Here is an 18,155-nt window from a genome sequence, read left to right as displayed (position 1 = left end):
GGATGAGCGGAATTTCCGTCCGGATTTTGCTCGATATTGGTCAAAGTCCGGAAAAATCTTCCGGAAACCGCCCGAATGCAGGTGTTTAGTGGCTGACCCGGGGGCGGAGGGTGTAGTGGCCGTGGTCGAAGGACTCGAAAATCACGGGCGCCTGGGGGTGCCCCACGGGCTCGCCGCTCTCGTCAGGCAGCAGGTTCTGCTCGGAGACATAGGCGACGTAGGCGTTCTCGTCGTTCTCGGCCAGCAGGTGATAGAAGGGCTGGTCCTTGCGCGGCCGCACGTGCTCAGGGATCGACAGCCACCACTCTTCGGTATTGTTGAAGGTGGGATCCACGTCGAAGATCACGCCACGGAACGAGAAGACGCGGTGTTTGACCACATCGCCGATCGCATAGCGGGCATGGCGGACCTCGGAGAGGGCCTCAGGCCCCCGACCGGCGCGACTGCTGTCTGATCGAGCTTCCATGGAAAAGAATCTACACCACATCACCTAACTGGGAGGTGAACGTAATGCGCATTGAGCGCAGCGCAAGACAACGCCTTCCGGCGCAGTCCGTGATCCTGTAGGATGCCCGACAACTGAGACGTCTGTGTGACGTCTGCGTAAGAACAGGGCGGCCCATGTCTGCGGCGCACAATGCGCCCGGCCCCAATGTGCGGGATCGGGGAGAGTCTGAAAGCGCGCCGCCATGCTTCGGCGCCCTCGACCTCGGAACCAACAACTGCCGTCTGCTGATCGCCACCCCACAGGGCCGGGGCTTCCGGATTGTCGAGGCCTATTCGCGCATTGTCCGCCTGGGGGAGGGGCTGGGCGCCTCGGGCCGCCTGTCGGAGCACGCCATGGAGCGGGCCATGGCCGCGCTGAAGGTCAGCGCCGAAAAGATCCGCCGCCGCAAGGTGATCAAGCTCAAGGCCATCGCCACCCAGGCCTGCCGCGGAGCGGAGAATGGCGAGGCCTTCATCCAGAGAGTGGCCGAGGAAACCGGCCTGCACCTGCAGATCATCTCTCCCAAGGAAGAGGCCCAGCTGTCCGTGGCCGGCTGCCTCAACCTTCTGGACAAGAGCGCCGAGGCCGCCCTGGTGGTGGATGTGGGCGGTGGCTCCACCGAGCTTTCCTGGGTCGACCTCACCGCTGACGGGCTCAATGGCGACATCGGCCAGTTCTCGGCCAGCCGCCTGCCGATCCGCGCCTGGGTCTCCATTCCCCTGGGGGTGGTCACCCTGGCCGAAGCCTTCCCCGAAGGCCTGACCGACACCCAGACCTGGTTCCGGGCCATGGTTGATCGGGTGAAGCAGGATCTGGCGGAATTCCGCAAGGCCGACCCCATGCGGCCGATCTTCGACGCCGACCGGGCCCACCTGATCGGCACCTCGGGCGCCATCACCAGCCTGGCCGGAATGCACCTGGGCCTGCGCCGCTATGAGCGCTCCCGGGTCGATGGTCTCTGGATGACCCGGGATGAGTGCGACGCCGCGGCCGGCCAGCTGCTGAACCTCACCAACGCCCAGCGGGCCGAGCAGCCTTGCATCGGCCCCGACCGGGCCGATCTGGTCCTGGCCGGCGCCGCCATCCTCCAGGCCGTGCAGGAGCTCTGGCCCTGCACCCGGGTCCGGGTCGCCGACCGGGGCCTGCGCGAGGGCATGCTCATGTCCCTGATGTCCGAGGCCCAGTCGCCCAAACGCCGTCGTCGCCGTCGCGGCCGCCGCACCAACCGATCGAGAGCGGCTGCCGCATGAGTGATGAACCGCCCCCCCGCAAACGCATGGTCAAGCCGCCCAGCGGCGGCGCCGAGGAAGGCCGCGGCAAACCAGCGCGCCTGAAGACCGCAAAGATGCGGACCCCGTCCTCCCAGGCCTGGCTGTCCCGCCAGGTCAATGACCCCTTCTCGGCCAAGGCCCGGGCCCACGGCTATCGCAGCCGTGCGGCCTACAAGCTGTCGGAGATCGATGACCGGCTGAAGATCCTGCGCCCCGGCGTCCGCATCGTCGACCTGGGCCTGGCCCCCGGCGGCTGGACCCAGGTGGCCATTGAGCGGGGCGTCACCCATATTGTCGGCGTCGACCTTCTGCCCGTCGATCCCCTGCCGCCCGCCCAGATCCTGCAGATGGACTTCACCGATCCCGAGTGCGGCCCCCTGCTGATCAGCCTGCTGGGCGGGGCGCCGGATGCGGTCCTGTCAGACATGGCGCCCAATACGGTGGGCCATCGCCGCACGGATCACTTGCGCATCATGGGCCTGATCGAGGCCGCCGCCGACTTCGCCATCTCGGTCCTGCGCCCAGGGGGAACCTTCGTCGCCAAGGCCTTCCAGGGGGGTGAAACCTCCCAGGTCATGACCCTGCTCAAGCAGAACTTCAGCGACGTGAAGAACTTCAAGCCCAAGGCCAGCCGCGCCGACAGCTCCGAGGTCTTCCTGGTGGCGACAGGGTTCAAGGGGCGGGGGTAGGGCAGAGGCGTCCTGAGGCTGGCCTTTTGCACTGCAGCAGGCTAGCAGGGCGCCCATGATCCGCCTCGACAATATCTCCAAGCAGAACGGCCACCAGATCCTGTTCATTGACGCCTCCATGGGGGTCATGAAGGGCGAAAAGGTCGGACTGGTCGGTCCCAATGGGGCGGGCAAGACGACGCTCTTCCGCATGATCACCGGTCAGGAAGTCCCCGACGATGGCCTGGTGGTCATCGATCCGGGCATGACCATCGGCTATTTCAGCCAGGATGTCGGCGAGATGGCGGGCCAGAGCGCCGTGGCCGCCGTGATGGACGGGGTCGGCCCGGTCAGCGCCATCGCCACCGAAATGGCCCAGCTCGAACAGGCCATGATCGATCCCGACCAAGCCGACGAACTCGAGGCCGTGATCGAGCGCTATGGCGAGCTGCAGGAGCGGTTCGAGGAACTGGACGGCTATGCCCTGGAGGCCCGCGCCCGGGAAGTGCTGGCGGGCCTGAGCTTCAGCCAGGAGCGCATGGACGGCGATGTCGGTCTGCTGTCCGGCGGCTGGAAGATGCGCGTGGCCCTGGCCCGCATCCTGCTCATGCGGCCCGACGGCATGCTGCTGGACGAACCCTCCAACCACCTGGACCTGGAGAGCCTGATCTGGCTGGAGGCCTTCCTGAAGTCCTATGACGGCGCCCTCCTGATGACCTCCCACGACCGGGCCTTCATGAACCGGATCATCGGCAAGGTGGTGGAGATCGATGGCGGCTCGCTGATCACCTATTCCGGCGACCTCGACTTCTACGACCGTCAGCGGGCGCTCAGCGAACAGCAGCGCCAGGCCCAGTACGAGCGCCAGCAGGCCATGCTGGCCAAGGAAGTCAAATTCATTGAGCGGTTCAAGGCCCGGGCCTCCCACGCCGCCCAGGTCCAGAGCCGGGTCAAGAAGCTGGACAAGATCGAGCGGGTCGAGGCGCCCCGCCGCCGCCAGACCGTCCAGTTCGAGTTCCGCAGCCCGCCCCGGTCAGGGGATGACGTGATCAGCCTGCGCAACGTCCACAAGGGCTATGGATCCCAGCCCATCTATGCCGACCTCGACTTCCTGGTGCGCCGGCGGGAGCGGTGGTGCGTCCTGGGGGCCAATGGCGCGGGCAAGTCCACCCTGCTGAAGCTGGTGGCCGGCGACATCGCCCCCGACCAGGGTGCCGTCAGCATCGGCGCCAATGTGCGGATGGGCTATTTCGCCCAACACTCCATGGACCTGCTGGAGGGCGAGGAGACCATTTTCGAGTCCCTCGACAGTTCCTTCCCCCAGGCGGGGCAGGGCGCCCTGCGCACCCTGGCGGGCTGTTTCGGCTTTTCAGGCGATGATGTGGAAAAGCCCTGCCGGGTCCTGTCCGGCGGCGAGCGGGCCCGGCTGGTCATGGCCAAGATGCTGTTTGATCCGCCCAACCTGCTGGTCCTGGACGAGCCCACCAACCACCTGGACATGGCCACCAAGGAAATGCTGGTCGCCGCCCTGGCCGACTTCGAAGGCACCATGCTCTTCGTATCCCACGACCGCCACTTCCTGGGCGCGCTGTCGAACCGCGTGCTGGAACTGACCCCGGAGGGGGTGCACCAGTATGGCGGGGGTTATACGGAGTATGTCGCGCGGACGGGGCAGGAGGCGCCCGGGCTGCATCCGCAGGGGTAGAAGGGAGCCTCAGCGCGCTGTGGGATAACCCTAATTGTCCACCCCCTCAAACGACCTCTCCATAGCCCGCTTGTACGCCTCGCGGCCCGTCGTCCGCTCCATATACGCCTGCTCCACATCCCCAAGCACCAGCCCGCAGTTCCTCTGCCCCAGCCCCAGGGCGTAGGTCACCGAGATGTCGGCGGCGGTGAAGGTTTCGCCGGCGAGGTAGGGGGAGGCGGCGAGGCGCGCGCTGACCAGCTTCAGCCGCTTCTGGAAGGCCTGCTCGCACCAGGCCGCGCCCCAGTTCTCCCGCTCGGCTTCGGGCGCCAGGAAGCGGCTGACGACGACGGGCATCATCAGGGTCGCAAGGCCGGCTTCACCCAGGTGCAGGAACTGCTGATAGGCGGGAAAGTCCGGTGACTGGGGTGTTGGCGCAAGCGGCGTCGGGCCATAGCGGGCCATCAGGTACTCCATGATGGCGATGGACTCGACCATGACGACTTCGCCGTCCTGCAGGGCCGGGAGGTAGTAGGCGGGATTGACCGCCAGGAATTGCGGGTCCGGCTCGGGCGCCAGCATGTCCACCTGCCGGATCTGGTAGGGCAGGCCCATCTCCTCCAGCACCCAGACGGCCCGGATCGATCGCGAGGTCTGTCCGCCCCAGATGGTGATCATGCACGGGTCCTCTTCTCTTGGCGGCTCACCTTTGGAACCTCAGCCCTGCGGCAGGGTGAAGCTGGACTCGGTCGGCTCGGTGATCGTGGTGTCCCTTTCCCAGCCCTCGTTCTCCAGCCTCAGCATCTGGATCGCCACCGCATTGCCGTTGGCGTCCATCTCCGGAAGGGCGGTGAACTCCGAAGGCCAGCAGCGATAGATGTTGTAGGCCATGACCTTCTGTCCGGCCTCGTTATAGAGGTCGATGACGATGTCCTTGCGGAAGTCCTTCAGGGAGATGTCCTGATTGCCCGCGGCGCCCTGCTGATCGTCCGTCGTGGAATTGTGGTAGTCCCAGACCTTGTTCGCCCATTGCTCAAAGGCGACGTCGTGGGTGACGCCGCGCTCTAGCGTGATGGCCCCGTACTCGCTCTGGCCGGGCAGCCGGTGGGGCGTTGAGGGATCGCCGCCTTCCCTGTGTCTGATGCCCTGGGTGGTGCGGGACAGGCCGCTGACCTTGGAAACAGCCGCCACATACTTTCCGTCCCACTTCACCCGGAACTTGAAGTTGCGATACGGGTCGTAACGGTAGGTCGCCTTCGGGAATTCAGAATTGGTCGGCATGGTGTGTCCCGCTGGATCTTCGATGATCCTAGATCAAACCGGAACGAACGGCGACGGTGTTCGAGTCCGCAGGGCACGGGAAGGATGGCCCACGGGGACGGGACGCAAGTGCGCCTGACAGGGCCGCCACAGCTGTCTTTCTCGCCGCCAGCCCTTGCCCCGGACCCCCTGAACCCCTTATACGCGGCTCGCAAAATGGAGTATCTCATGGAGATTCGCGAAGGGCTTACCTTCGACGACGTTTTGCTGGAACCCGGCGCGTCTGACGTCATGCCGACGCAGGTCGACACCACCACAAGGTTCACCCGCGAAATCAGTCTGAACATCCCCATCGTCTCGGCGGCGATGGATACGGTCACCGAGAGCCGGCTGGCCATCGCCATGGCCCAGTCGGGCGGCATGGGCATTCTGCACCGCAATCTGACGATCGAGGAACAGGCCGACCAGGTCCGCGAAGTCAAACGCTATGAAAGCGGCATGGTCATCAATCCGATGACCATCAATCCCGACACGCCCCTGAAGGAAGTGCTGGAGATCAAGGCCCGTCGGCGGATTTCCGGCTTCCCGGTGGTCGAGCCCGGCACGGGCAAGCTGGTGGGCATCCTCACCAATCGCGACATGCGGTTCGAGGGCTCGTCCGACGCCCCGGCCAAGACCCTGATGACCTCGGAAAACCTGATCACGGTCCGCGAGGGCTGCACCCAGGCCGAGGCCCGGGACCTGCTGCGCCGTCACAAGATCGAGCGGCTGATCGTGGTGGACGACGCCTATCGCGCCGTTGGCCTGATCACCGTCAAGGACATGGAAAAGGCCCAGGCCCATCCCCTGGCCGCCAAGGATGGTCAGGGCCGCCTGCTGGTCGGCGCCGCCTCCACCGTGGGCGATCCGGGCTTTGAGCGCTCCATGGCCCTGGTGGACGCCGGTGTGGACGTGGTGGTGATCGACACCGCCCACGGCCACAATTCCGATGTCGCCAAGGCGGTGGGTCGCCTGCGCCGGGAGGCCAACAAGGTCCAGATCATCGCCGGCAATGTGGCCACCTATGACGGGGCCCGCGCCCTGATCGACGCTGGCGCAGACTCGGTCAAGGTCGGCATTGGCCCGGGCTCGATCTGCACCACCCGCATTGTGGCGGGCGTGGGCGTTCCCCAGCTGACCGCCATCGCCGACGCGGTCCGCGCGGCCAAGGGTACCGGGGTTCCGGTCATTGCCGACGGCGGGATCAAGTATTCCGGCGACTTCGCCAAGGCCATCGCCATGGGCGCCTCGGTGGCCATGATGGGCTCGGCCTTTGCCGGCACGGACGAGGCTCCGGGCGAGGTCTTCCTCTACCAGGGACGGTCCTACAAGGCCTATCGCGGCATGGGCTCCCTGGGCGCCATGGCCAATGGCTCGGCCGACCGCTATTTCCAGAAGGAGGTCTCGACCCTGAAGCTGGTGCCGGAAGGCATTGAGGGTCAGGTGGCCTACAAGGGTCCGATCGGCGGCATCCTGCACCAGATGGTCGGCGGCCTGCGGGCGGCCATGGGCTATGTGGGCGCGCCGGACATACTGTCCTTCCAGGACAAGGCCCGGTTCATCCGGATCACCGGCGCCGGCCTTCGCGAAAGCCATGTGCACGACGTCATGATGACCCGTGAGGCCCCCAACTATACGAGCCCGGTCTGATGCCCAAACCCTCCGCCGAACTCCTGCTCCTGGGCTGCGCCGTGCTGGTGGGCGTGGTGCAGCTGCTGTGGGCGACCATTGCCGCCCGGTTCCAGCAGGGTCTGGAATATGGCCGGGGTCCTCAGGATGAGCCAAGCCCCCTGTCTGGCGGCGCGGCCCGCCTGCAGCGGTCCTACCGGAACTTCCTGGAGACCTTCCCCCTGCATGCTGCAGCGGTGGTCGTCGTCTACCTGCTGGCCAAGACCGGCCCTGTCACCCTGTGGGGCTCTGGCCTCTATGTGATCGGCCGCGCCCTGCATCCGGCCATGTACTATCTGTCCATTCCCTGGACCCGGACCCTGGTCTGGTTCATCGCCTTCACCGGCACCCTGATGGTCGTTTCGGCGATCTTTCTGTGAGGTTACCCTTTGCGTGACGGCGGCCGAGTTACTGCGGCGATTGAAGTTCTGACTGACGTCGAAACCCGTCACAAACCCATTCGCATGGCGCTCAAGAACTGGGGCGAGGGGGCCCGCTATGCGGGGTCGAAGGACCGCGCCTATGTCTCGGGCCTGGCCCTGGACGCCCTGCGCCGTCGCCGGTCCCTTGGCTGGCGGATGGGCGATGAGAGCCCCCGGGCGGCCATTCTGGGCGTGCTCGCTTACGAGTGGGGCTGGTCCCTGGATCGCCTGGCCGAGGCCGTCGCCGAAGAGTTCCACGGCCATGGCCCCCTGACCGAGGCCGAGCGCGTCACCCTGACCACGCCGATTGCACTGACTGACGCCCCGGCTTCGGTGCAGGGCGACTATCCGGCCTGGCTGGAGGCCTCCTTCCAGCGGGTGTTTGGCGACCATGCAGCGGAGGAGGGGGCGGCCCTCTCCGAGCGGGCGCCGGTGGACCTGCGGGTCAATACCCTGAAATCCGATCCGGCCCGGGCGCTGAAGGCGACCTCGCCCCTGAACGCCGAAGCCCTGCCTGAGCTTGAAACCGCCCTGCGTATTCCGGCCCCAGCGGCCTCGGAGCGGGCGGGCTCGGTCGAGACCATTCCGGCCTTTTCCAAGGGTTGGTTCGAGGTGCAGGACCTGGGCTCGCAGATCGCGGCCGCCTGCGCCGGCGACGTCAAGGGCGCCCAGGTGCTGGACCTCTGCGCCGGGGGCGGGGGCAAGACCCTGGCCCTGGCCGCGGCCATGGGAAATACCGGCCAGATCTACGCCTATGACAGCGAAGCGCGACGCCTGGCCGACACCATCCGCCGGGGCGACCGGGCAGGCGTGCGTAACCTGCAGATCCGCTCGCCGGTCCATGATGATGCGCTGAAGGGCCTGGATAACCGCATGGACGTGGTCTTCATCGACGCCCCATGCTCGGGTTCGGGCGCCTGGCGCCGGCACCCCGACACCAAGTGGCGGCTCAGCGAAGAGACCTTCGCCAAGCGTCAGGCCGACCAGGACGCCGTCCTCGATCTGGGGGCGAAGTTCGTCAAGGTCGGCGGCCGGATGATCTATGTGACCTGCTCCGTCCTCGCCGAAGAGGACGAGGACCGGGTCGCAGCCTTCCTGGCCCGCAGCTCCGGCTTCGCCGTGCGCCCGGCCACCATGCAATTTGTTCAGCACCTGACCCCTGAGGGTTATCTGCGCCTGACCCCCAAGAGCGCCGGCACCGACGGCTTCTTCGTGGCGGTCCTGGAGCGGACAGCCTAGACCGGACATCCTTCCATGACCCAAGCTGCTCCTACCCATGAACGCGTCCTGATCGTCGATTTCGGCAGCCAGGTGACCCAGTTGATCGCCCGGCGCCTGCGGGAGAGCGGGGTCTATTGCGAGATCCATCCCTACGACAAGATCGAGCCCATGCTGGACGCCTTCGCCCCCAAGGCGGTGATCCTGTCCGGCGGCCCGGCCAGCGCCCATGAGGATGAGAGCCCCTCGGTCACGCCGCGGGTCTTCGAGCTGGGCGTTCCGGTCCTGGGCATCTGCTATGGGGAAATGACCCTCTGCCAGCAGCTGGGCGGCAAGGTCGAGAGCGGCCATTCCCGGGAATTCGGCCGGGCCGAGATCCGCATTGAGCGTCCCTGCGCCCTGCTGGAAGGTCTGGGCGAGGTCGGCGATCTCGAAACCGTCTGGATGAGTCACGGCGACAAGATCACCGCCATCCCGAAAGGCTTCTCCGTCGCCGCCGCCTCAGAGGGCAGCCCCTATGCAGTGATCGCCGACGAAGCCCGCCGGTTCTATGGCGTCCAGTTCCATCCGGAAGTGGCCCACACCCCCCGCGGCGCGCAGATGCTGCGCAACTTCACTCACAGGATCGCGGGCCTTTCCGGCGACTGGACCATGGCCTCCTTCCGCCAGGAAATGGTCGCAAAGATCCGCGCCCAGGTGGGCGAGGGCAGGGTGATCTGCGGCCTGTCGGGCGGGGTGGACTCGTCTGTCGCCGCCGTCCTGATCCATGAGGCCATTGGCGATCAGCTGACCTGCGTCTTCGTCGACACCGGCCTGTTGCGCCACAACGAGGCCGAGCAGGTGGTGACCCTGTTCCGCGACCACTACAACATCCCCCTGATCCACGTGGAGGCTGGCGACCTGTTCCTGGGCGAGCTGGCCGGGGTTTCCGACCCTGAGACCAAGCGCAAGATCATCGGCCGCCTGTTCATCGACGTCTTCGACAAGGAATCCGCCAAGATCGAAGGCGCCGCCTTCCTGGCCCAGGGCACCCTCTATCCCGACGTCATCGAGAGCGTCTCGGCCCGGGGCGGGCCCTCGGCGGTGATCAAGAGCCACCACAATGTCGGCGGCCTGCCCGAATACATGAAGCTCAAGCTGGTGGAGCCCCTGCGCGAGCTCTTCAAGGACGAGGTCCGCGCCCTGGGCGTCGAACTGGGTCTGGCGCCCGCCTTTGTCGGCCGTCACCCCTTCCCGGGACCGGGCCTGGCCATCCGCATTCCGGGCGAGATCACCCGGGAAAAGGTCGCCGTCCTGCAGCAGGCCGACGCCATCTATCTGGATGAGATCCGCAAGGCCGGCCTCTACGACAGGATCTGGCAGGCCTTCGCCGTCCTCCTGCCGGTCAAGACCGTAGGCGTCATGGGCGACGCCCGTACCTATGAAGATGTGCTCGCCCTGCGCGCCGTCACCTCCACCGACGGGATGACTGCCGACTTCTTCGAATTCCCCTGGGAGGTGCTGGGCCGCTGCGCCACCCGGATCATCAACGAGGTCCGGGGCGTCAACCGCGTGGTCTATGACGTCACCAGCAAGCCGCCCGGGACAATTGAGTGGGAATAATTCGGGCCTGTCCGGGCGTATCCGATACTACGCCACAATACGCCATAATGCACTGAAATATCTACAATAATCTCTCCGCATGTTTCGCAGTCGATCGGGGGGTAGTCCTCCAGTCTGACGGTATAGCTGACGGCGGGGAGATTCTTGTCTCGCTCCAGATTTGCCTGTACCGTCAGGTTCAGGAGTGCTTCTGACGGTATAATTTTCGCCATAATTCATTGAAAAATAAGAGAAAATATGGCGCCGGGATGGTCGAATTCGGCCTGACGGTATAGTTGGTCGCTCTCCAGCTTTTTTTGGCTATTCTGGAGGGCGTAAATGCTGACTGATGCAGCTATCAAGGCACTGAAACCAAAGGATAAATTGTACAAGGTGGTGGACCGTGACGGTATGTATGTCGTGGTCCAGCCCGCTGGCTCCATCGTCTTCCGCATGGACTACCGTCTGAACGGCCGTCGGGAGACCCTGACCCTCGGTCGCTATGGCGCATCCGGACTCAGCCTGGCCCGGGCCCGTGAGAAGGTGATCGACGCCAGGCGCGCCATTTCCGAAGGCCGTTCTCCCGCCCAGGAGAAGCAGCGCGAGAAACGGCGCCTTCAGGAAGCCCGGAACTTTGGCGAGTTTGGGGAGCGCTGGCTGAAGGAGGCGCGCATGGCCGACAGCACCCGCGCCATGCGCAGATCGATCTTCGAACGTGATGTCCTTCCTGCGTTCAGAAAACGGCTGCTGAAGGAGGTCCTGCCCGAAGACCTGCGAGGGCTATGCGCCAAGGTCAAAGCGCGAGGGGCGCCGGCGACGGCTGTCCACGTGAGGGACATCGTAAAACAGGTCTTCGCCTTCGCCATTCTTCACGGAGAGAAGGTCGCCAACCCTGGTGACGAAGTCGGGCCGGCCTCCATTGCGACCTTCGTGCCAAAGGACCGCTCCCTGTCACCCGGTGAGATCCGCATACTGCTCAGTCAGCTAGAGCATGTGGCGACATTGCCTACGATCCGGCTGGGACTGAAGTTGATCCTCCTGTCCATGGTGCGAAAGAGCGAGCTGCAGGATGCGGTCTGGGATGAAGTCGACTTCGAAAACGCGGTCTGGTCGATCCCCAAGGAGCGCATGAAGCGCTCAAAGGCGCACAACGTCTATCTGTCGGATCAGATGGTCGACATCTTTATTGCCCTCAAGACCTGCGCCGGAAACTCCAGATACGTCCTGCCTTCGCGATACGACGCTGATGCGCCCATGTCCCGGGCGACGTTCAACCGGATCACGACGGCGGTTGTGGAACGGGCGCAGAAGGAGGGATTGCCGCTTGAGCCTTTCACAGTTCATGATCTTCGGCGGACAGGTTCAACCCTGCTGAACGAGTTGGGGTTCAACAGCGACTGGATCGAGAAGTGCCTGGCGCACGAGGATGGGCGGTCTTCAAGGGGCGTCTACAACAAGGCCGAGTATGAGCTTCAACGGCGTCACATGATGCAGGAGTGGTCCAATCTGGTGGATGCCTGGGCGGCGGGGCGGAAGTATTCGCCAACCCTTTATCCACCTACCATGGACATGTTCACACCCGGGCCGGATGTCTGACGGGACGGGTCTTGCGAAGCCGTACATCTGGAATGGGCGCGCGCTTCATGGCTCTTGCGCGAGAGGCGCGGCGCCGGTCCTCAAGCCAGGCTTCGACTTCCGACAGGTCCCAGACCACACAGCGCGCTGTGAGGTAGAACCGCTGTGGAAACTCACCGCGCTGCTCCATGTCATAGATGGTGGTATCCGCCAGCGGCACGAGGTCCCGGAGCTGTTGGCGCCGGATGGTCCGATGGATTGCGGGTTCGGGTTGGCGCTTCATTGAAAACCCCTTTGATCGCCGTTTGTCGGGAATTGAAGGCGATTGATGGCGCCGAATGAAAGCTCGGATCCAGGTTCGTAGCAGGACGTCGCAGGTATGCGTGCAATTGGGTCGGTCACAGCAGCCTCGATGAGGCGGGCCCCTCCTGCTGTGAGCGATTGGAGACTGGGGTTTGTCCCTAAGAGCCGCCACGCAACAGGCCCAGTCCCAGACCGATGGCGCCGGCAGCAATGCCTATGAACAGCGCCGACATCAGGACGAACCGGATCAGGACATCTTCAAGCGGGCGATCATTCCACGGACGCCGATCTGGCTGGGTTACCTGGTCAGGATGAACAATGATCCTTTTTCGGTCCTTCGGAGCTGCGACCTTCTCGGGAAGGGTCATGTTTTGTCGTCAGCCCTATCTTGCTGCCTTGCGAATAGTGCGGCCCGGCCACCGGGAATATACCGATAGAGGGTTGCGCTCGATACACCAAGGCGGCGCGCAATCTGTTGCACCGTGAAGGATCGGTCAGCGAGGAGGGCCTTGGCTCGTTCAGCATCCTGAAGACTGAGGGCCAGGGGGCGCCCACCCTTTTGCCGGCCCCTTTGCGCCGCCTTGAGGCCATCCGAATAGTGCCCAAGACGAACCGACTTATCGAAGTCGGATAGCGCGGCAAATACGAAGTAGGTCGACCCACCGTCGGCTTGGGTATCGATCCCTTCAGCGAGCGACCGAAGGTGAAGGCCCTTGCCGTCCAGTTCGCGCACCGTCGCAACCAACTGGCGAAACGACATCGCCAGGGTTCCAAGCTGGCAGACCACCAGTTTGCTTCCTGGGTGGTCTACAAGCCGTGCGAGCGCGGCCTTGAGGGCAGGTCTCTCGCGCTGGGCCCCAGATGCGGTTTCTATGAGGACTTCAACACAGCCGGCGCCTTTCAACGCCTCAACCGCAGGCGCGGCGTCGGGACTTGCTGTCGATACCTGGGTATAGCCGATCTGCAATTGACCTCATTCTCCCGCCCGGTCGTCATGCCAAGTTCGGTCATGGACGTGTCGGGGGCGGGTTTCAAGGAGTGGTATGGGAATGTCGCCGGTTCACCGGCATTCCTTTCGAGGGATAGGGACGGGCAGGACCCCGTCGCCCGATATCAGCCGGCTTGGGTCACCAGAAGGCCTGACAGGGTTGCTGAGATTGCAACTACAGCTGGATCATCCTTCGAAATTCCGAGGCCTTGCAGGTCCCGGCCAAATCTCTGGCCGACATTGATCACGGCCTTGGCCGTAATCGTATCCCGCATGAGGGTTTCAAGGCCCAGGACATAGGTTTCCAGCCGAAAGCGGCCCTCGGCCCATGATCTTGCTGCAGACCCGGTCTCTCGCCGGAGGGCGGGATCCTGGACCAGGCGAAGCAGTTGCCCAGTCAAGGCGTCGGCGTCGAGGGTCTTGGGGACTTTGAAAACCAGATGATTTGGCAGGTCGGCATAGAAGCCTGCGTTGGCCACGATGAGGGGGCGCCCCGCAAGCAGACCCTCAATGGCTGATCCTGACGCGCCTTCAAGGACGGGACGTCGCAGACAGCAGATGATGTCTGACGCCTCCAGCTGTACATTAAGGACGTCATCACTGACCGCGCCATGAATGGTCAGGCCTTTGTATCCCAGGCTGGAAGCCAGTTGGGTGAGGCGATCAGCCTCCGCCGGCTCAATCGGGCCTGCAAGATGATAGTCAACGCTCTCACATAGGGCAGGGGAGCGCCCGATCGCCTCTATGACCAGATCAACGCACTTGTTGGGGTTCATCACGCCGACCGTGAGGATCCGGACCCTGGATTGGGCCTGATCCCCCAAGGGCGCAATTCCGCGACCGGCAAGAGGCATGGCGGCTTCTGCAACCGGGCCGGGGCAAGCTGCGAGGAGGCGATCCATGTAGAAACTGGAATGGGCGAGGGCGCCATCGCAGAGTCTGGCGACCCACTCCGTCATCGGCAGACTTTCGGCGATGCCGGCCAGGTCCAGATCCCCGGATCGGGCAGATCTGCCCGGCCCGACCAATTGAGGTCCATAGATCGCCAGAACCTCATGATCGTGCAGCCGACCCCGGAGGTCGTCAGGCCTTCGCCCGTCATCCCAAAGCCAACCGTTGAAGAGGTCGTAGAGGTAGAAGTCGTGGAAGATCCCAACAGTTGGGATATGGCCCAGCAGGTTGAACATGCCGCCGTGGAAGTGGAAATTGTCGCCGACCGCGGCCACCAGTATGTCGAAATCCCGTCGGAGGATGTCCGCTGAAGTGTTTCTCCAGTCCAATACCTCGAAATCGGTCTTCAGCGGCTTCCCGCCCGTCACCGTATCGGTCGAGATGATCCGCACGGAGTTACCCCAAAGGGCGAGCGTGCGGGCAACCCTCAGTCCATCCCGCCCGATCGCCGAGCGCTGATCAATGGGACTTGCCCAGGCAATCCTCATTTCGGAAGCCGCTTGTAAGCTGCGCCCTTGGATCGCACAAAAGCCAGATTCACAGACACGACATCCTTCAAATCCCCGTAAGTGACCTTCCGACAGACACCACTTGGCTCTGATATCGCATAGCCATCAAAACCCGCGTCCTTGAAGGCCTTGAACCAGGCCTTGGGCGTGATGCCAATGCGGGCCAGGTGGGACGGCCCGTATTCGGCGACAAGGGCGATGTCGGGGTTTTCAGCGAGAATTCGGTCCATGCCGCTGAGGACATCCAGCTCGGCGCCTTCGACATCTATTTTCACGACATCAAGGCGCGCGCCCTTTGCTATGACATCATCCAGTCGGGTCACCTGGACGGAGATTTCGCGTCCCGCCCCATCTTCTTCCGGCAGGGCATACAGCGAGCTGTGCCCGATCACCGGGCTGACATTGAAGGTTTTGACCTCTGTCTTCGCGCCGACGGCCAGGTCGTGCACGTCCACCCAACGCAGGCCGTTCAGATGCCTGGTTTTCAAAAGCTGAGCCCGGGGGCCGGCCTCAGGCTCAAAGGCTAGGACACGGCCGCTGGGGCCGGTCGCAACGGCGCAGGCAAGGGTCAGCAGGCCGACATTGGCGCCAACATCGGCAACAACCATCCCGGGCTCAATCAAGGCCTGCAGGACGCGGCGGGTGCCGGGCTCGAGGCCCTCTGAGGTGGCGTTTGCGACCATGACCGCAAAGACCGGCTCGCTCCGCGGCACCATGGCGTAACCGTCCCGAAGGCGGATGGCGTAGGAGTCCTCGTCAAAGGTGACCAGGGGCCGGATCTTCACCTCGATCTCATCGAACCTTGGGCCCATCAGGCTTGGCAGGGCGCCCAGGCTGGTCTGCACCCCTTCCAGGGTGGTGGCATGCTTCGCGCTCACGCCTTGGGCGTTTTCGAGATTTGCCTTAAGGCCCCGGGCCAGAAGCTCGATGCCGTGACCCTGAGCCTGCAAGGTTTCCAGCCATTTCAGCGTCTCAACCTGGCTTTCAGCTGCCTTTCCAAGCAGAAGTCCGAGCAATCTGTCTGCCTGCGCAGCCTGGGCGCTGTGTAACCCAGTCAGAAGGGCTTCCAAGCGGTCATTCCGGGTGCTCAGAACCTCCAGCTTGTCTTGGATCAAGGTGAGCCGATGGTCTACGGACGCGGTCAGATAGCGCCGCGCATAGTCCGCGATCTTCCCGAAAAAGATCGCCCTGAGGGTCTTGCGGCCTGCCTTTGGAGGCAAGGCTTCCTGAGCAACGGGCCGGTCTTCGGCTGCTTCAGTTCTGGCAGGGATCTGCAGATCGTCGTCTGGCGCCATCAGCCTGGCTTCTTCCGTCGCGATCGGGTCTGTCATGGCGTTTCGGATGCCAATTGTAAGATTGACGCGCGCCACTTTATGCCATTCCTAGCGGTTTGATAGTATTAGGTAATATTGGCGATTGGTCGCTTGGTGGCCGCTGAGATCAGCCTGGCCAATGAAAATGGCTCAGGTCCGCGGCGGTTCCGACCAAGCTGAGTGAGCTGCCATCTTCAAACGTGATCGTGATGCTATCGAGCTCCATCCGCCCTGCGAGGGGATCCAGGATGTCACGATCATAGATCACCAACTGGTTGCCCTGCAGAAGCATATCCAGATGTTCAACATGGCTCATGAAGGCCGTGATAGCTGCGTTGATTGCCGCATCATGGACCTTGACGGCGGTTGCGGCGACTACGGTAGGCGCCTGAACAACTGCGGGCGCCGGGGCCACAGGAAGGGCAGAGGTTGCTGGAGCAGACGCGGACTCCAGTGGAGGGGTTTCCGTCGAATTGCTGGCGCCTGGCTCCGTAACGGTCTTCGGGGCGTCCTGTTGGGGATTTGCCGGCTCCGACGGTCCTTGCTGTGCAAGTCCCTGGACAGAAGCATCGAGATGATCCCCCTTGCTGATCAGGTCCAGAATGCTCGTGGGCAGCCGATCGACCTGCGGAAGGGCTTTTGCGACAAGCTCCGCCAGGGCAGCGTTGGCGCTCAAAATCGCAATGGCCTCAATCTTGGGAGCGGGTGCGCTCGAAACCTTGAGGAAAAACAGGGGCTTTGCGGCTGAGTAGTCCACCGGATCCGCAGGTGCGGAAGATGCCTGAATGAGCGCCACCACCTCCCTCGTGGACGGCGCGGACGGCGCCTGGAGGGAAACCTCAGAGCTTTCACGCCCAAAAATGTCCGCTGCAGTAGAAGCCACGGACAACGGCGCTGCTTTCTCACTCTCGGGAAGCCGCACGATTGAAAGGTCCAGAGCCCCAGTTGGCGTTGAGGGACTACTGCCCGCAAACGACTCCATCTTCTGCGAGCTCAACATCACCCAATTGCGAAGGGCAAAGGCGCCTTCGGCCTCGGGTGTCGCAGTCACACTTCCACGCGAAACTATGGCCGCATCGTCATGCAAGGCCAGGACTGCGCTGAGCAGGATCGCCGCTGCTTGATTGGCATCCACGTCCAGGGTGATTTGGGCCGGCGGAGTGCTCCCCGCCGCTGCCTGGGGGGCGGTTGCGACAATGAGGGAGCTTCGACGATGCTCAACCTTGCTGTCAGGGGGCGTCGAAGTCGCAGCCTTCGCTTCACTGGTCTGAAAAAATGCGGCGCCAACCAGGGCGATCAGCAGGGCCGCAGGGTGGACGAAAATATTCGAATTGTTACGGGCTCGGGCGGTCGCTATCGGATAGTTTGAAATAAGCCGCCGGACCAGCGCCGCAAAATCCGGTCCCCGGGCGGGTGTTTCGAAAGCGACGCCATCAACAACATACTGCCCGTCGATCCGGGCGAAATGGATGAATACATCGCCATTGTCGACGCGACAGAAAATGAACCAGGGATCACCTTCATCCGACACGCCCCGGTCGCTCTCCAGCCGGACGCCGGCCTGGATCAGAGCGCTCTCCACCCGGTAAAATTCGGCAGTCTCCTGCTGGGTCCAGTCGCGTGAAACCGGAGGAGACGGCTGGAAGAGTGAAATTACTTGGGCGACCATGAAGTAAGGTTGCTTCCTGTCATTGGGTCGTTGGGGCGCTATTCGTCGAACAGGATGCCATAGGTTATCGGATCATAGTACCGAAGAATTTCACGAACGAACACTTTCTCCGGCACGCCAAAGGCGCGCGCCCAATCCACGTAGCGGTCCGGCGGGATTCGTCCGCGGCCCGTCTCCAGCTGCGAAATGAAAGTGTAATAATCCGCGCCTACACCAGCTGCCAACTCGCGCTGCGAGAGCCCTGCGGCCTCTCTCAGGCCTTTCAGCCAACGGCCGCCTTCGCGGCGGAGATCTTGCACCTCAACGGCGCTGCGCTTCTGTGGGTTGCCGTACATTCTATCCGATCCTGACCGGGCCGCTTCTGGCCCGATAACGAAACTCTTCAATACCGATGGACAGGTGTACAGCATTTTACACTCGCTGTACCCATCAAAATTGATTCTCCCACAAAGAAGTTGATTTCTGGAAGCTTTCCATCGGCCATTGGCGAATCGGGGAGGAAGAACGGCTCGAGCCGCTGAGTTTGCGGCAATCTTCAACCCTGCCCAG

General features: G+C 63.6%; 18 protein-coding genes. 8 read left to right on the top strand and 10 right to left on the bottom strand.

Features of this window, described 5'->3' with window-relative positions; genetic code table 11:
- Window positions 1-85: 85 nt before the first annotated feature.
- Window positions 86-466, bottom strand: coding sequence for a DNA-binding protein (locus tag CFE28_11140; protein OYU70495.1), 381 nt, complete (start codon window positions 464-466; stop codon window positions 86-88).
- A 155-nt stretch (window positions 467-621) separates the two neighbouring features.
- Here CFE28_11140 and CFE28_11135 point away from each other — a divergent pair, with 155 nt between their 5' ends.
- Genes CFE28_11135 through CFE28_11125 form a run of 3 tightly spaced genes read left to right on the top strand, consistent with a single transcriptional unit; the run spans window position 622 to window position 4,131 of the window.
- Window positions 622-1,737 (top strand): exopolyphosphatase, encoded by a 1,116-nt coding sequence (locus CFE28_11135; protein ID OYU70494.1) that lies wholly within the window; start codon window positions 622-624, stop codon window positions 1,735-1,737.
- Entirely contained in the window at window positions 1,734-2,447 is a 714-nt protein-coding gene (locus tag CFE28_11130; GenBank protein OYU70493.1) for an rRNA methyltransferase, read from the top strand. The genes CFE28_11135 and CFE28_11130 overlap by 4 nt, the downstream gene beginning before the upstream one ends.
- Before the next feature lie 55 nt (window positions 2,448-2,502).
- A complete protein-coding gene (locus CFE28_11125; protein OYU70492.1) occupies window positions 2,503-4,131 on the top strand; it encodes a glycosyl transferase family 1 in 1,629 nt (542 codons plus the stop codon).
- A 30-nt stretch (window positions 4,132-4,161) separates the two neighbouring features.
- Here CFE28_11125 and CFE28_11120 read toward each other — a convergent pair whose 3' ends face one another.
- Both CFE28_11120 and CFE28_11115 read right to left on the bottom strand, forming a co-directional pair.
- Window positions 4,162-4,788, bottom strand: coding sequence for a glutathione S-transferase (locus CFE28_11120; GenBank protein OYU70491.1), 627 nt, complete (start codon window positions 4,786-4,788; stop codon window positions 4,162-4,164).
- Window positions 4,789-4,827: 39 nt separating this feature from the next.
- Window positions 4,828-5,391: a phage tail protein gene (locus tag CFE28_11115; protein ID OYU70490.1), complete on the bottom strand. Its 564-nt coding sequence runs from the start codon at window positions 5,389-5,391 to the stop codon at window positions 4,828-4,830.
- 207 nt (window positions 5,392-5,598) lie between these two features.
- On the opposite strand from CFE28_11115, the gene CFE28_11110 reads away from it, so the two are divergent.
- From CFE28_11110 to CFE28_11090, 5 genes are all read left to right on the top strand, one after another.
- Entirely contained in the window at window positions 5,599-7,059 is a 1,461-nt protein-coding gene (locus CFE28_11110; GenBank protein ID OYU70489.1) for an IMP dehydrogenase, read from the top strand.
- Window positions 7,059-7,457 (top strand): hypothetical protein, encoded by a 399-nt coding sequence (locus tag CFE28_11105; GenBank protein ID OYU70488.1) that lies wholly within the window; start codon window positions 7,059-7,061, stop codon window positions 7,455-7,457. Before CFE28_11110 ends, CFE28_11105 begins: the two co-directional genes overlap by 1 nt.
- A 9-nt stretch (window positions 7,458-7,466) precedes the next feature.
- Entirely contained in the window at window positions 7,467-8,738 is a 1,272-nt protein-coding gene (locus CFE28_11100; protein OYU70487.1) for an MFS transporter, read from the top strand.
- Between the two features lie 15 nt (window positions 8,739-8,753).
- On the top strand, window positions 8,754-10,319 hold the full coding sequence (locus CFE28_11095; protein OYU70486.1) for a GMP synthase (glutamine-hydrolyzing): 1,566 nt from the start codon (window positions 8,754-8,756) through the stop codon (window positions 10,317-10,319).
- Window positions 10,320-10,637: 318 nt separating this feature from the next.
- Window positions 10,638-11,894, top strand: coding sequence for an integrase (locus CFE28_11090; protein ID OYU70485.1), 1,257 nt, complete (start codon window positions 10,638-10,640; stop codon window positions 11,892-11,894).
- On the opposite strand, the gene CFE28_11085 is transcribed toward CFE28_11090, so the two are convergent.
- The 7 genes from CFE28_11085 to CFE28_11055 form a co-directional block, all read right to left on the bottom strand.
- Window positions 11,872-12,156: a transcriptional regulator gene (locus CFE28_11085; GenBank protein OYU70484.1), complete on the bottom strand. Its 285-nt coding sequence runs from the start codon at window positions 12,154-12,156 to the stop codon at window positions 11,872-11,874. The genes CFE28_11090 and CFE28_11085 overlap by 23 nt on opposite strands.
- Window positions 12,157-12,334: 178 nt before the next feature.
- Window positions 12,335-12,544 carry a hypothetical protein gene (locus CFE28_11080; protein OYU70483.1) on the bottom strand — a complete coding sequence of 70 codons (210 nt, stop codon included), beginning with the start codon at window positions 12,542-12,544 and terminating at the stop codon, window positions 12,335-12,337.
- The gene (locus CFE28_11075) at window positions 12,541-13,143 is read right to left on the bottom strand and encodes a recombinase (protein OYU70482.1); all 603 of its coding nucleotides are present in this window, start codon (window positions 13,141-13,143) and stop codon (window positions 12,541-12,543) included. Before CFE28_11075 ends, CFE28_11080 begins: the two co-directional genes overlap by 4 nt.
- Before the next feature lie 146 nt (window positions 13,144-13,289).
- Complete coding sequence (locus CFE28_11070) at window positions 13,290-14,603, bottom strand: glycosyl transferase family 1 (protein OYU70481.1); 1,314 nt, start codon at window positions 14,601-14,603, stop codon at window positions 13,290-13,292.
- Window positions 14,600-15,436 (bottom strand): methyltransferase, encoded by an 837-nt coding sequence (locus CFE28_11065; protein OYU71675.1) that lies wholly within the window; start codon window positions 15,434-15,436, stop codon window positions 14,600-14,602. Before CFE28_11065 ends, CFE28_11070 begins: the two co-directional genes overlap by 4 nt.
- Window positions 15,437-16,064: 628 nt before the next feature.
- Window positions 16,065-17,606 (bottom strand): hypothetical protein, encoded by a 1,542-nt coding sequence (locus CFE28_11060; GenBank protein OYU70480.1) that lies wholly within the window; start codon window positions 17,604-17,606, stop codon window positions 16,065-16,067.
- 38 nt (window positions 17,607-17,644) lie between these two features.
- Window positions 17,645-17,941, bottom strand: coding sequence for a transcriptional regulator (locus CFE28_11055; protein OYU70479.1), 297 nt, complete (start codon window positions 17,939-17,941; stop codon window positions 17,645-17,647).
- Between the last annotated feature and the right edge of the window lie 214 nt (window positions 17,942-18,155).

This window comes from Alphaproteobacteria bacterium PA2 (genome assembly GCA_002256425.1).
Lineage (GTDB): Bacteria > Pseudomonadota > Alphaproteobacteria > Caulobacterales > Caulobacteraceae > Phenylobacterium.
Note: the sequence above shows the minus strand (reverse complement) of the source record. Positions and strands in the feature narration are given on the sequence as shown.

Bases quoted from the DNA above. Each gene is read 5' to 3' on its own strand.
- CFE28_11110 (OYU70489.1), top strand. From the start codon at position 5,599: ATGGAGATTCGCGAAGGGCTTACCTTCGACGACGTTTTGCTGGAACCC.
- CFE28_11065 (OYU71675.1), bottom strand. From the start codon at position 15,436: ATGGGCCCAAGGTTCGATGAGATCGAGGTGAAGATCCGGCCCCTGGTC.
- CFE28_11125 (OYU70492.1), top strand. From the start codon at position 2,503: ATGATCCGCCTCGACAATATCTCCAAGCAGAACGGCCACCAGATCCTG.
- CFE28_11105 (OYU70488.1), top strand. From the start codon at position 7,059: ATGCCCAAACCCTCCGCCGAACTCCTGCTCCTGGGCTGCGCCGTGCTG.
- CFE28_11055 (OYU70479.1), bottom strand. From the start codon at position 17,941: ATGTACGGCAACCCACAGAAGCGCAGCGCCGTTGAGGTGCAAGATCTC.
- CFE28_11130 (OYU70493.1), top strand. From the start codon at position 1,734: ATGAGTGATGAACCGCCCCCCCGCAAACGCATGGTCAAGCCGCCCAGC.
- CFE28_11080 (OYU70483.1), bottom strand. From the start codon at position 12,544: ATGACCCTTCCCGAGAAGGTCGCAGCTCCGAAGGACCGAAAAAGGATC.
- CFE28_11060 (OYU70480.1), bottom strand. From the start codon at position 17,606: ATGGTCGCCCAAGTAATTTCACTCTTCCAGCCGTCTCCTCCGGTTTCA.
- CFE28_11140 (OYU70495.1), bottom strand. From the start codon at position 466: ATGGAAGCTCGATCAGACAGCAGTCGCGCCGGTCGGGGGCCTGAGGCC.
- CFE28_11070 (OYU70481.1), bottom strand. From the start codon at position 14,603: ATGAGGATTGCCTGGGCAAGTCCCATTGATCAGCGCTCGGCGATCGGG.
- CFE28_11135 (OYU70494.1), top strand. From the start codon at position 622: ATGTCTGCGGCGCACAATGCGCCCGGCCCCAATGTGCGGGATCGGGGA.
- CFE28_11095 (OYU70486.1), top strand. From the start codon at position 8,754: ATGACCCAAGCTGCTCCTACCCATGAACGCGTCCTGATCGTCGATTTC.
- CFE28_11090 (OYU70485.1), top strand. From the start codon at position 10,638: ATGCTGACTGATGCAGCTATCAAGGCACTGAAACCAAAGGATAAATTG.
- CFE28_11085 (OYU70484.1), bottom strand. From the start codon at position 12,156: ATGAAGCGCCAACCCGAACCCGCAATCCATCGGACCATCCGGCGCCAA.
- CFE28_11120 (OYU70491.1), bottom strand. From the start codon at position 4,788: ATGATCACCATCTGGGGCGGACAGACCTCGCGATCGATCCGGGCCGTC.
- CFE28_11115 (OYU70490.1), bottom strand. From the start codon at position 5,391: ATGCCGACCAATTCTGAATTCCCGAAGGCGACCTACCGTTACGACCCG.